Genomic DNA, 14481 nt, shown 5'->3' on the forward strand with positions numbered 1-14481 from the left:
CATTGGTCAGTGTTACGGTGTCACTTTTACTAACTGACTGTTTTTTACTTGGTTACCAGCATCATCAAAATATATATAGTCCAAGGTGAGTTCACCGCTGAGTGATGTGGGGGGATGCTCAAATTGATATTGCCGCAGGGTGAATGGAGTCATCATCATGTTCATCTCCTGCGCGATGATATGGCTTTTCTGGCGGTCTTTTAGCTGAATCTGACCGAATGAAACGTGATATGGCGTGGGGTTATGAGCAGTGAGAGCATATTTTTGATTTTGTTTTTGCAGGGTAAAACTGACCTTTTTCATTGCTTCATCGGGTTTAGGTGTTAATCCATTGGGACGATAGAAAATCTTCATCTGGGTGTTCATTGCTATCGCCACTTGAGCATAAGCCTCAGCATTGCGGTTTGATTTTGGTGGGATTTCATACAAATTAAGCCAGTACACGGATTCCCGATCCGTGGGCAGATTGTCACCTTTATTAATGATTCGCAGCCCTTGTGCGGCTCCGGGCTGCATTTTAAATACCGCAGGTAACACCATAAAGGGCGCTTTAGCTTGATCTGGTGTGCTGTCCACATCCCCATCATCTATCCAAGTTTGTACCACGACTGGGTAATCATTGGTATTCGCCAGCATCAGCGTGCGTTCGCGTGACTCTGGCTGATAAATGACTCGGGTTGAGGCTGCAACCAGGCCCGCGATAGCCGGTTGATTAACACTGAATATAAGCAAAAATAGACAAAAGTATCTCATTGTATTTTCACCAAAACATAGGCGGTGGCATCCACTTTACCGGCTGTCGGAGTGCCGTTAGGCAGTTTTTTTAATGTCGCGGTAAAGTGATGTAGATAATTGTTGAATCCCGCAGCGTTACTGCCATTGGCACTGGCTCCTGTGAGAATCGGGTACCAACCGGCACTGGTCGTGGCGGCACAATTGCTGATACACCCGCCCCAGCCGACAAAATTCATGGCATTTCCGTTGCTGTCACTGAGACTGATCCCAACGCCAGTGGCAATACGGCTATCAGTGCCATAATGATCGGAGAGTAAGTAACTGACCCCGCCAGCAGAATTGACCAACCCTAACCCTTGCGCTATCAAATACCCCGGTAATGATGTTTGGATACCCAGCGCTGTTTGTCCACGATTAATACCCGATTCTGTGCCGGATTGGCATTCGATATCGACGGTGATTTCTGTGCTACGTGTTTGATTATCATTGAGTTCATTGACGGTGATAATGGGGAAAACCACATAAGGCGTAACATTGCGCACCACACAGGTATTTTTACGTGTCAGGATAGAAACCGGCGAGGTATTCATACCAAATGCCATATAGCGACCTGTTCCCCAAGTCTGATAATTAGTCGCTGAATCATATCCGGTTTCCGGCACTGGCATGCCGGGGCCTTTGAATACCACATAACCATTAGGCTGATTACAGGTGTAGCTGCCGGAATAGTTGTCTGCCGCAGGTCCAGGGCACCCCCAACTGGAAGGGCCTGGAGTGCGATCCACCGAACCCACCTTTTTCAACTCTGCACGTATTTGACTGAAATGCTTGCCTTTAATCTGAATTTTATTACCCACTACATCGTATTTTTTTAGCGGGACTTGCTGCCAGATTCGGTTGAACTCGATGCCACTCTCGACGTGAATCAGTTTTAATGCGGTATAAGGGAAAAAGGTCTGAAAATAGTTGTCGCCCATATTGGTGTAGCCACCGACATTGCTGTCGCCATTAGTGGCAAACACTTCAAATAAACTGTCTTTATCGGCCACATCACACTCATAGATAACAGCTTCAGGGTCTGACCAGAAGCGGGCAGGGACTAGGCTGATGATGCTGGAAGCCAAAATTGAATCAACGGGTTGAATGTAATTGCTGGTTATATTGACGCTGCCGAGTTGCAATGAAGCGCCGTAGTTATCGCCGCCGATATTGGCACCTTTCCAGACGCATTGAGCATAGCCGGGCATCGCGAAACTCAATAAAACGAGTGAGAAAAATAATCGCAAGCGACGAGAGAAAAGGGGCTTATCTCGGTAGAGATGAGTGCGGTGGCGTATCATAGGATTCATACTGTTTCTCTGCTTCAATGCTGGGTAACGACACACAAGGCATCGAGTTTATACAGCTGTTTATCATTGTTCGGCGTGCCTAAATCGTAATCTAACAGGCAACTTTCATTGACGGCATCTCCCCATACCAATAACAGCGTCCCACTGGCATGTTCAGCGCGTAAATAGGCCTGACTGGCTTGGCCTACCATCCCGATCTCCACATGTTGAGGGGCATCGCCGTCCTTGTTATCAGCGGTGCCTATGGTGCTGTAAACCACCGCCCCCATAGGCACTTGGCTACCATCAGACAATTTGACCGTCACTAAGAGGGGGTATCCGCTGAGGGTACGGAACTTAACTTTCACCGCTGAACCCGCGTAGGGAGCAATTTGCCGCTCGCCATCCTGAAGTTCAGTATTGAAATCCATCCCATCGGGATCGAGGGTGATGGTATTGTAGCGATACGGCGTCAAGGTTGGGACCAAGGCATAACCGAAACGGTCAATTTTCGCCCCTTGTCCATACATCACTTTGGCCCCACTGGCACCTTTGGCCTCTATCAGCGCAAAAGTATCACTCAGATATGGCCCCAACGTGACACCGCCGCTGTGGAAGGCCACCGCACCTCGCGCACTGGTGGAACCTTGCCAATAACCAGGGCTGCGTGATGCACTGCTGCTTAAGCTAGTACTTGGCAAACGTTTTTGTAAACTGCCACTAAAGGTGTTTTCTTTGGTTTGTTCACTGCGCGCGAAGTCCATACTGTAACTGGAAGACTGATCGTCACCCATCACGCCGGCGAGGGAGGTTTGATAACTCGCACCACTGACCCGGCTGTTAACCGCTCCAGCGGAGATATAAGGTGCTTGTGGGCTGCCCCCTAATGGGAATGAAATGGACATTTGCACCACAGTCTCATTAGTCGCGAGCTGATTCGCTCCGTTGGCTGCTGGCATACCGCTGCCGGGGTCGACAAAGTAAATTTCATTGTTGCCGCCACCGGTTTTTTGCTGTGAAACCGCAAGGTTAAAGCTGGTATTGCGCCATAGGGTATTGGCATAACCCAGTTGCAACTGGGTATCCCGCTTGCGCGAATTACGATAATCCTGCGAAGAGGCGGTTAAATACAGCGAACCGTAATTGTTGAGATTCTGGTTAAGTGATATCTCAGCCCGGCTGCGCTGTTGGTAAGTCCCTGAGCTCCATGCTTTGCCATGACTTGCCGCCCGTATGCCCAAAACATCACTTAAATCACGATAACCTTCAGTGGAATAGCGGTAGCCTGCGACGGATAATGTGGTGTTGGTCGCTTCAAAGGTACGGCTGAAAGAAGCACGCGCCATCCAGCCATTCTGTTTTGTATTGCGGGATGAATCGCTATTATCGGGTGAATTGATATTACCGGGGAGGTTGGCATGTGAATAGGTCGCATCCAACCCCAAGGCCCCAATATAGTGAGTGAAAACGCCTCCCAGCATAACGGCCTGATATCCAGAGGCTATGCGCACCCCAGTATTGGCCGTAATAGCATTACTGACCCCCTGTTGGTAAGTCAGTTCGCTGAATACCTCATGGCTACCAAGATCACGAACCTGGCCGACTGCAAAGTTGTAGCGGGAATATCCGGGGCGTAATGATTCGGGTACAGAGGAGAAAGGCACTTGGAAGGTACTGATACTGCCATCGGCTTCCTGAATCTCAACAGTGAGGTCGCCACCAAAATTGGTGGCAGATAAGTCATTGAATTCAAAAGGGCCGGGTGAAACGGTGCTTTGGTAAATTGACCGATTATTTTGATATACCGTGACTTTTGCATTAGTCCTGGCAATCCCTCTGACAACAGGAGCATAGCCCCGTTGCGACTCCGGCAACATGCGGTCATCCGTGCTTAGGGCTATGCCGCTAAACCCGAGACTGGAGAAAAATTGGCCTGAGCTGAATGTCTCACCCAAGGTTATTTCACTGCCAATAGTGGGCAGGGCGCGTTGGCTGTACAACCGGTTAGATGTCCAGCCTGCTCCACGAATATCGTCGTAGCGCAAAGAACCTTGCTGACGAAAGCGCCACATCCCAGCATTGATACCACTGTTCAAACTCAAATAGCTTGAATTGGTGCTGCGTTTAATTCCCTCTTTGTTATAGCTCACATGATATTGGTTTAAGTTGTAATTGCTGAAACCAATAGTTTCTCCCGCCGTAAGATTACGGGGGTCAACATAGCCGCGCGGGACATGCTTAACAAACAGTTGCGGAACCGATAAATCAAAACGCAATTTGGCATAATCGAAGTGATAGTCACTGGCTGGCAGCAGGGATTTAAAATCCAGGCAGTTATCTTCCGGATTGGCATTTTCTAGCGCATTTTCATTAACGCCAGCTTGTAGCAGTTGTGACACTGATAAGCAGGGAACAACAGCATCACCTTTGGTGATAAACATCAGCTCGATACGATCAACAAATTTGCTGTTCATATAGATATCAACCTGGTATTTGCCTGCTTCATAACTGTCTTTTTTATTAAAGCGGGAGATGGAACCCAAGCCGAGGGTTGAGCCGCGCAATAGCGCATCTTCAAACACATATTCGTCTTGTTTGCTCTCATCTGCCGCTGACACGGAATGACTGACTAACAGACTCTGTGTGAGCAAATAGGATAGCCAAGGAGCAAACCTCACGGGTTATCTCTGTCGTCAGGCGCGTTCAGGGTCATTATCACAGCAGCATTACAAATGGTAGTCGTAGGAGATGCTGGTGCCATAATCATTAACCATGTTCAGCGTCAACAATTCGCCTTTTTTGGCTTTCACCCCAGAAGGAAAAGCCAGGTCAGTGGTTGAGTTAGGAGCAAACATCTCATTGGTAGCAAATGAAATAGTTTTCCCATCACTGACCAGTTTGGCATCGCGCAGGCTGATATAATAAGCTGTGGGATTATCTATCTTGATTTTGTCGCTGCTGGTACTTTCCACACTGACACGAATCTTTTCACCTAAGGTGTCGACATTTTCTTTTAATGCTGCTGGGCGATAAAAGACTTTCAACCGGTTATTAACGATCAAAACAAGCTTGTTCTCAGATTGTGTATTTTCTTTTTTTAAGGCGGGAATTTGTAAGAAATTCAGATAGAAAACCGATTCGCGATCTTTAGGTAAATTATGCTCGATATATGACAAACGGACTACTTGCCCACTTTGTGCTTCCATACGGAATATTTGTGGCGTCAATGCAAAAGGGACATCACTTTTTGATGGCGAAGACTGATTATTTCCGTCATCCATCCATAATTGGACCAAATTGGGGTGGTTATCTTTATTACTGAGCTGTAACACTTTCTCCCGTGTACCCTCAGGATAAATGATTCGTGTCCCTGTCATGACAACACTGGCTTGCGTCCATAAGGGTACGCCGCTAAGCAGCAACAACGAGCAGGCGATAATTTTGTGGGCAATCAGTGTCATAGTGCTTACTTATCCTTATTTTTTCTAGTTTGTATCGGCTCCGTTACCGGTTGGCCAACATATTCATGAAGTCGTTCGGATTTCACGAATAGTCAGGGGTAGGTGATCGCATATTGAGCTGAAGCGATAACGCTCCCAGCAGTCGCGCGACCTTCTTCCGTAATATATTGAGCAGCTAAATCCTGTGATGCGGATGTCGCGCCAGTGACCAGCGTAATTCCAGGAACTGAAACACTGCCTCCAGACATACGGATTGGTGCGCCATTAGTGTCAAGTAACTGAATAGCGACGTTTTTTGCTGTCCCAACATTGCCCAAATTACCTGCGGGTGTGACATTCATCCCTTGAAAAACGGAACTAATTTTGGTGTCTTGTATGGCGATGTTGCAGCCAGTAAGGTTGATAGTGAAATTAGTTTTACCGGCGATTGAGTTAACTTGATTCAAGTTACTGGTCGAGACGGTTGGTAACAGAACAACGGGGGTGTTGGCTGTGCCATTGATATCAACCATACAAGTTTGTTCGGCAACTTCTCCCTGAAACTTGATAGTGTTATTTGAAGTCGCAGCTAACGCTATGCTCGGTAGGGTGAGTAGCGCCAACGCTATTAGTGTTTTTCCCATGAGATTCCCACTTAAATTTATGATGTTTCTCCCCATCATTCTTCAAGCTGCATGTGTGTTGACGGCAACTCGAATTATTTAGGGTATATTTTTTTGTAAACGGCGATCTTTATCATTCAACAAAATAAGCGATTATTACGTTGAAGATGATCCTCCATTATGTGTATTCACTACCCGGTTTTGGGGCCGGTGGTAGTGTAAGGGGAAAGCCTGAGCGACAGAATGAGAGGCGTCCTTGTTTTATATGTGAAATTTCCCACAAAACCTGTAGGAACTTGTCCTTTTAAAATGAGGTTGAATTATAATTTTCACTTATTACAATGAGTTATGATGGATTCTTATATAAAGTTATATTTTCGTCATTAAATATAAATAATCAGAAATTAAAAAAGCCCGTCAAAATTCTGACGAGCTTTCAGTAATAACATCATTTTAATTTCTATTTTATGGCGACGGGCTGTCTATCTCAGAGTATGAAGCTATCAAATTTACCAATAATTGGTTCATCTCAGCCAATAGCGCCAGATAGCCAGTACCATGAGCCAAAGCAGCATGTCTATCTTGTTCGTGCAGTAAGGATTCGAATTTAATACAACTATCTACCAGTATCTGGGCATCAATTAATTGTACACCACCCTTAATCCGATGAACCAAACTCGCCATTTCTTTATAAATATCAGCAGAAACTGTGTTGTCATCATCAACAGTGAGGCGCGTATACAGTTGTGTCAGCACCCCGGTATCGTGCATATTGCTTTCCAGTAAAAATTGTAATAATTGCAACTCCACTTCAGCATTGCCTCCCGATAGGGATTTTAGTTTATCCTGCGCTGCTACTAGAGGAGATTGTTGTTTAGTAACAACAAGATATTCGCTCTCACCTGAATTTATCTCTTCCTGCTGACCGCGATTCTGCACTGTAACATCATTAATCACAGTGTGATGATGTCCCGTATCCACATAACTGCCAATAATCTCCTGACGCAGCAAAGTGGTGCGCAGCGTATCGATAGTCACGGGTTTAACCATGCAGTCATTCATCCCTGCATCATTGCAACGGGTGGCACTTTCTTCCCGCGCATCAGCGGTGCAACCAATGATGATCATATCTTTCATCGTCGCACTATTACGGATGTGGGTGGCCAGTTCGTAACCATTCATCAGCGGCATATTGTAATCCGTGATGACAGCATCAAAACTATAATGCTGCAATATTTGCCAAGCTTCAGCGCCATTTTCGGCACTCATGACTTGCTCGATACCAATAAAGGCTAATTGTTGCTGTAGCAATTGGCGGTTAGCGGGTAAATCATCCACCACCAAAATACGCAAGTTTTTCAACTGATTAAGTTGATTTTCATCTACGTCAATAATGATTGAATCTGGTGGCAAATCACTGATTGTGGCAATTTCCAGCGGCAATGCAATAAACAGACTGGTTCCTTTGCCAAGCTGACTTTCTAATGTTATTTCCCCACCCATTTTGTGAATCAATTGATGACAGATCCACAGCCCCAGACCGGAGCCACCGAAACGCGGTGATTTACCCTCGTTAGCTTGGCTGAATGGCTGGAATAATGTGGCCTGTGCCGCAGGGGAAATGCCAATACCGGTATCTGTAATATCGATATTCATTACGCCATGTTTCTCGTCAATGGCCTCCCAGGTGATATCCACTGACACACCGCCCTGTTCGGTAAACTTCAGGGCATTACCCAATAGATTGCCCATCACCTGCCGTACCCGCAGCATGTCAACCATCACCAAATCAGGGATATGGTCATCCAGCCAGCCAGAGAATCTTAGATTGCGTTCATCGGCGATAGGCTGATAAATCGTGAACATCCGCTCTATTTCCTGACGGAAATCCACCACAGTAGGGTGAACACTCAACTGCCCGGCTTCGATTTTGGCGGAGTCGATGATGTCATCCAGCAGTAGCATCAGTGATTGAGCTGATTTGGAAACTGTCACCAGCGTGTTTTTATCCACCGGCTGGTCGCTGCGTATTTCCAGCTCCAATAACCCCATAATGGCGTACATTGGTGTGCGCAGTTCATGGCTAATCGTCGCCAGGAACGTACTCTTAGTGCGGTTAGCACTTTCGGCTTCGACACGGGCGGCTTCCAGTTCGCGCTCAACAGTTTTGCGTTGGCTGATATCCAGCCAGCCGCCCAGCAGACTGCGTTCCGCATTATCCAGTGGAATAATCCACAGGAAAATATCACGCAATTCCTTGTTGATCTCAAGAGACAAATCCACCATTTGGGGCTGTCTGTCTCGTAAGACATAACGACAATATTTATCTATCTCACGATCAAGTGGGCTGGTCATTGGCCAGTGGGCTTGCTCAGTCTTCTGATTGAGCATGTCGTTCAGCTTATCTTGATGTGCAGCGGCAAAGTGACTGTTATAAACCGCTAATTCACCTTTTTTAGTGCGAATAAAAACAGCGAGTGGCAGGGCATTAATAATGGATTCTTGTTGCCGTAAACGAGCCTGTAACAACTTGGCCTGGCGGCGTTTATTGAACACCAGATAACAAAGATACAAGCCGAAGACCAACAGCAGACCGGAGCTTATTTTTAGCGCCAACATTAGCCATTCATTCTCCAATGAATGCTCATCAAAGGAGGTCGGTTTAGGTTTGAATGTACTCCACTCACTGATCAGATTGTCTAACTCTTCCGGAGGAATTGACTCAATGACTTTATCAATGATGGCTTTTAATTCAGGTAATTTCGGGCTGATGGCAAATGCCATCATCAAAGGTTCTTCTCCGGTGACGGCCACCGTTTTAATATTGGGAGTGAAGTTCTGTGCCGACAGGTAGTTAGCGGTCATCATATTCTTGATAATCGCATCGACTTTTCCTTGTTGTAACCAACGCACTAATGTCATGGTATCAGGCGCGTCTACAAAGGTGATTTTTTGGGCTAAAAGAGGGTTGCTAATAATTCCACCGGAAGTGCTGCCCGCTTGTATACCGACCCGTTTGCCCGCTAAATCCGCTACGTTGTTGATATCAATGCGATCTTCTCGCGTCAAGATGCCCCACAAAGATTGGGCGAAAGGCAAGGAGTAAAGGTTGTTGCCGTATTGCCCATTACGGACTGCCACAATGGGCAGCATATCTATTTTCCCAGCAATAAAATCACGCATCGACTCACCGGTATCTTTGCTATAAACCGGTTTAAATTTAATCCCGGTTCGGCGTGAAATAATATCAATGAGATCTATAGAAAAACCGGCCATTTCGCCTGTTTGGCGATCACGAAAAATCAGCGGAGCCAGATCCAATGGCGCCACATAACTCACCACCGGATGATGTTGAATCCAGGCAACTTCTTGTTCTGTCAAAAGTAATTTGGCATCAATATTGTAATGATGCTTACTGCCAAACCAGCGCTGTTGAATATCACCCGTGGCCCGGCTGGGCAGTAATTCCAGAATCTGATTAATGTAATCGATCAGTTTTTGATTTTTTTCCAGCGCCAGAAAGGTGTAAGGGGCGGGGTGATAAGGGGCAAAATTACGAATTTGCAATGTCAGCAGTTGCAATTGGTCAATCAAATAGTTGGCTGATGTGGCGTTGGAGACAAACACATCGGCATTACCATAGGCTACAGCCAGTAATCCTTGCAATTGATTCGGATAAGCAACGATTTTATCGGCATGATAATTAAACAAAAACTCCGGTGAGAGTGGCTCATTATTCACGATGGCCACCGTTTCCGGATGGGTGCGTTTGGTGGGATCCCAATTTTTGCTGCGAACCTCCACATGCCGGTTAGTAAAGAAAGCATGGGAAGCAATCAGCCCTGGTTGAGCGGGCATCGGGGTGCCAGCCATTAAATCAACCTGACCATTTTCTAATGCATTCAATACCAAGCCATAATCACAATAACCAATCATCTGAAAAGAGAGTTGGCTGGCATCACTGATGATTTTTAGATAATCCGCAACAATACCTTCAATAGAAGTATCATCGCGATTCACGACAAAGGGTGTATTAGCATCAATAACCACCCCCACTTTCACAGTACGCCGGCTTGATTGGCGCGCGTCAGTGGACGGGGGCAGCAGTAAGTCTTCACTGTAACTGTTCGCGATACTGTGTATTGTCAATGGTTGACCAGTATCACATCCCTGACGGCTTGTCATTGGGGCTGCATAAAGTTGCCCACTTAGTAATAGCAAACAGCACAGTAAAATGCGTAAAGAGAACAAACGATATAAAGATAACGCGGTACGCGGTAAATTAGACCAGTCTGAGCTAGACCAAATTATGGGTATGCGCATAATCCGCCAGTTCAATTACAGAACTTAGTCCTAGTTTAGTTAGGATACGTGTTTTATAGGTACTGACAGTCTTGTTACTGATAAACATCTCATCGGCAATCTGTTTATTAGAGAGACCATTGACCAGGTAACGTAAAACATTAATCTCGCGTTCTGACAACAAGCGAGCCCGATTGACAGGATCATGACTTGAGGGTTGCCCAGCTAATTGGGTCAAAGTCTCAGATGGGAAGAAAGAATACCCACGTAATACGTTCTGTGCAGCAAAAAGAATTTCACTAATATCTTTATTTTTACTAATGAAGCCATTCGCGCCGGCTTGTAATGCTCGCACAGCAAAAACCTGCTCATTTTTAGCGGACAAAAATAATGACTTACCGGTAAAACCACGTTGCTGTAGTTTTTTCAGCAATGAAAAACCATCAAAGTTCGGCAGTTCAATATCGATAATAACCAGATCAACAGGATTATTTTTTAATGTTTCTAGGGCTTCACTGCCGTCAACTGACTCGTAAATAGTTGAAAACTCATTGCTTTGTGACAGTAAAGCACGAATAGCGACACGAATTGCTGGGTGGTCATCAACTATCATTACTGATTTTGTCATGTTATCTCCGTAAACCGTTATATCTTGGGATTCGCAGAGTTAATTCACTGCTGCTCGTTAGCACCGATCGACTTTAAATGATTACCCAAGATGAGATAAACAAGAACTGCTACTGCCGATGCTCAAACTATTATTATACCCGCCATACTACAAACTGTATGTGCGTTAGCTACCTTTAATCACCCAAATCATTGACTCATCAGAGTTCTCTTGCTTGCCGCTTTCCTGCCACACGAATTATTTAGCGTATATGTAAGGTACTATTTCGGTGATTTTAATCTCTAATTATAGATTATCAAGAAAAGATTCTTACTCATGTAGCGGCTGCTTAACCAAATTCATACCATCAGCTTTATTCTGCTTAGTGAATTGATTATAAAAGAGTTGGGATTTTTTTTATTAAAATTCGAATTAATCATTCAAAAAAAGAGAAAAAATAGTCAAATAATCATTCTAACTGTAAAAATATCCGATTTTTCATTACTGCATGTAGGAAACTTCCATGATATGTCGTTTATCCTATTCCAGTATAAATATCAGATAGATAGCAAATTATTTTATAATGGATTAATCAGGGCGAGGGAATGAAAAATTCATAATGGTGCTTTAAGAATCTCGCTATTACGATAAATGGTGAGATCAAAACCAAAGCAAAAAGCCCGCTTAGTTTCCTAAGCGGGCTTCTCTAATATGGCTCCTCTGACTGGGATCGCCTTTGCCAGTAACTGGCTAACAAATAAGCTAAACCTGCATTCATATACTGTCAAGACCACCATAATGACCACCAATCGACGCTGATGAGAGAATGGCTGGGATGTAGTTATTTATTGTTGGAATACGGGGCATGCAGCGGCATCAGTTCAACGATCCAGTCAATAAAAACTCGCAGTTTGGCGTTGACATGGCGGTTCGGCGGAAACGCCAGGTGCAGGGGCATGGGGCTGATACGCCATTGTTCAAATAGCGGAATTAAAGCGCCAGCAGCCTGATGCGCTGCCGCCATGTAGATTGGCAGCGCAATCACGCCTAAGCCGGCTAATCCGGCCTCGAGGTAAGCATTGCCATCATCCACGGCGAGTACATAGCTGCCCGTGATTTCAATACGTTCACTCTCACTGCGCAGTACCAGAGGATCAATCTTACCGGTGCGCGAAGACAAAAATCCCACGATGCGATGGCCGCTGTTTTCCAGCTCCCGCGGGTGCGCAGGGACACCAAGGCGTTCTACGTAGCTCGGCGCGACGTACACACCGATTGGCAAATCGCCGACGTGGCGTGCGATCAGGGACTGGACGTTGATTTCGCCCCCACGCAGGACGCAATCCACGTTGTCGCCAATCAAATCCACCACCCGGTCGCTCACGCCCATGTCGAACTGGATATCGGGGTAGCGGGCGTGGAAAGCCGGTAGCGCCGGCACCAGGACAAGGCGGGCCAGCGGACTGGGCACATCCACCCGTAGCCGCCCCCTGGGCGTATTCGCCGCACTGGACAGGCTGTTTTCAGCATCCTCCATGTCCGCCAGCAGGCGGATGACGCGTTGGTAGTAAACCGCGCCATCGGGAGTGACGCCGAGCCTGCGGGTGGTGCGATGGAGCAACCTGACGCGCAGGCGCGCTTCCAGCTGCTGAATGAGCTGCGTCACCGTGGTTTTACTCATATGCAGCGTTTGGGCAGCCTTTGTGAAGCTACCGGCCTCCACCACGCGAGCAAAGGCGCGCATCGCATCGAAACGATCCATTCCTTATCCTCTCTTTTCGGCGATTGTTTGGATTTTACAAACAATGATGGACAAAGTCGCTTGTTTATCCGCCCGATCTGGCTCCTGTAAAGTGTCTTTATGTTCAGCGGGCAGATTTCGCCCCATTGCAAAGGTACAAACATGACGGCACGCGAAGCAGTATTTCCCATCGGTAGGCAGGCACTCTATGAGCGCAATCGCTATTCGCCGGCCATCAAATCCAACGGTTTCCTGTTCGTTTCGGGGCAGGTAGGTAGCCGTGAGGATGGTTCGCCCGAGCCCGATCGACAAGCGCAGGTCAGGCTGGCATTTGATAATCTTAATGCCGTTCTCTCGGCGGCGGGCTGCACGTTTGATGACGTGGTTGACGTCACCCTCTTCGTCGTCGATCCTGAGTCGAACCTCGACGCTATCTGGAGCGTCCTGCCAGAATATTGGGGGGAGGCGCCTTACCCCACGTTGACCGGGATCGGCGTGACGTGGCTTTACGGATTCCAGTTTGAGATTAAAGTGATTGCCAGGCTGCCGTAAGCATTACGCAGCCATGCGGCAGTGGTGACTGCCGAGCGGTCAGAGAGACGGAGGAGTACTTGTGAAAGCAGCGGTTTATGATGCGGAAGGCGCGCCCGGCGTCCTGAAATATGTCGATATCCCCGATCCGGTCGCAGGGCCTGACGACGTCCTGATTTCTGTCGAGGCCATCTCGATTGAAGGGGGGGATCTGATCAACCGCCGTTCAACGCCGCCGCCTCATCCTTCATGGATCGTCGGCTACGCGGCCGCGGGCGCGGTGATTGCGGTCGGAGCGAACGTCCGTAGCCGCAGGGTTGGGGACCGGGTCGCTGCTTTTAACATGCAGGGCTCGCATGCGGAGCTTTGGGCCGTGCCCGCGGAACGAACGTGGCTGATACCCGATGGCGTGGAGGCGGCAGAAGCGGCGGTGCTACCGATCTCTTTCGGCACCGCACATCACTGCCTTTTCACGCGGGGTATGCTTCGCCGCGGAGAAACCGTCCTTATTCAGGCGGCAGCGGGCGGCGTGGGTCTCGCCGCCGTGCAGCTTGCCTCACAGGCGGGCGCGACGGTCATCGCCGTGGCAAGCGGAACACAGCGCAGGAGCCGGCTGCTTGAACTGGGTGCCGACCATGTCGTGGATCGCGCCGCGGATAACGTGGTGGACAGCGTCCGACAGCTCACCCGCGGCGCCGACGTTGACCTCGTCATCGATCCCGTGGGGACAACGCTGCCTGCTTCACTTTCTGCGCTTGCTGCGGAAGGTCGTCTGGTCTTCGTCGGTAATGCGGGTGGCGGCAGCCTGACTGTCGACCTGTGGCCACCCATGCAGTCTAACCAGACGCTGATGGGGGTATTCATGGGACCTCTTTTTGCAAGGCCCGCAGTTCGCTCAAGCGTGGACGACATGCTGCAGGCCGTAGCGGCAGGGCGCATCAGGGTTGTCATCGACCGCGTATTCCCCCTGGCCAACGCTGCCGAGGCTCACGAATTCGCCGAGACCGCAAAACCGCTGGGCCGCATCGTGATGAAGCCATGAGGCGGGTTTGAGCTGCCTGACGTCAGGCAGGGAGGCTGTTAGCATCCCGCTAAAATGAACCATTCATTTTTAGCGATCTTTTGTCATGGTCATCAGTTTTATTGCTGAAATAAGAGTTTTATTATCAACATC

General features: G+C 47.7%; 10 protein-coding genes. 2 read left to right on the plus strand and 8 right to left on the minus strand.

The features are described 5' to 3' along the window. Positions 1-12: 12 nt before the first annotated feature. The 8 genes from DXZ79_RS08095 to DXZ79_RS08130 all read right to left on the minus strand — a co-directional run bounded on the left by DXZ79_RS08095 (position 13) and on the right by DXZ79_RS08130 (position 12797). Complete coding sequence (locus DXZ79_RS08095; RefSeq protein WP_120011198.1) at positions 13-753, minus strand: fimbrial biogenesis chaperone; 741 nt, start codon at positions 751-753, stop codon at positions 13-15. Next, positions 750-2084, minus strand: coding sequence for a fimbrial protein (locus tag DXZ79_RS08100; protein WP_038634009.1), 1335 nt, complete (start codon positions 2082-2084; stop codon positions 750-752). Before DXZ79_RS08100 ends, DXZ79_RS08095 begins: the two co-directional genes overlap by 4 nt. Positions 2085-2098: 14 nt before the next feature. Further along, positions 2099-4741 carry a fimbria/pilus outer membrane usher protein gene (locus tag DXZ79_RS08105; RefSeq protein WP_038634006.1) on the minus strand — a complete coding sequence of 881 codons (2643 nt, stop codon included), beginning with the start codon at positions 4739-4741 and terminating at the stop codon, positions 2099-2101. Between the two features lie 48 nt (positions 4742-4789). After that, the gene (locus DXZ79_RS08110) at positions 4790-5524 is read right to left on the minus strand and encodes a fimbrial biogenesis chaperone (protein WP_038634004.1); all 735 of its coding nucleotides are present in this window, start codon (positions 5522-5524) and stop codon (positions 4790-4792) included. Positions 5525-5616: 92 nt separating this feature from the next. Further along, positions 5617-6147: a fimbrial protein gene (locus DXZ79_RS08115; protein ID WP_038639610.1), complete on the minus strand. Its 531-nt coding sequence runs from the start codon at positions 6145-6147 to the stop codon at positions 5617-5619. 444 nt (positions 6148-6591) lie between these two features. Then, on the minus strand, positions 6592-10311 hold the full coding sequence (locus tag DXZ79_RS08120; RefSeq protein ID WP_038639607.1) for an ATP-binding protein: 3720 nt from the start codon (positions 10309-10311) through the stop codon (positions 6592-6594). 112 nt (positions 10312-10423) lie between these two features. Continuing rightward, positions 10424-11056, minus strand: coding sequence for a response regulator transcription factor (locus tag DXZ79_RS08125; RefSeq protein ID WP_004391176.1), 633 nt, complete (start codon positions 11054-11056; stop codon positions 10424-10426). A gap of 820 nt (positions 11057-11876) precedes the next feature. Next, complete coding sequence (locus DXZ79_RS08130) at positions 11877-12797, minus strand: LysR family transcriptional regulator (protein ID WP_038634000.1); 921 nt, start codon at positions 12795-12797, stop codon at positions 11877-11879. 141 nt (positions 12798-12938) lie between these two features. Between DXZ79_RS08130 and DXZ79_RS08135 the strand changes: the two genes are divergently transcribed. Both DXZ79_RS08135 and DXZ79_RS08140 read left to right on the plus strand, forming a co-directional pair. Then, entirely contained in the window at positions 12939-13328 is a 390-nt protein-coding gene (locus DXZ79_RS08135; RefSeq protein ID WP_038633997.1) for a RidA family protein, read from the plus strand. A gap of 61 nt (positions 13329-13389) precedes the next feature. Beyond that, the gene (locus DXZ79_RS08140; RefSeq protein ID WP_038633995.1) at positions 13390-14349 is read left to right on the plus strand and encodes a quinone oxidoreductase family protein; all 960 of its coding nucleotides are present in this window, start codon (positions 13390-13392) and stop codon (positions 14347-14349) included. The last annotated feature ends 132 nt before the right edge of the window (positions 14350-14481 follow it).

The sequence above is a fragment of the Yersinia rochesterensis genome, from assembly GCF_003600645.1.
GTDB lineage: Bacteria > Pseudomonadota > Gammaproteobacteria > Enterobacterales > Enterobacteriaceae > Yersinia > Yersinia rochesterensis.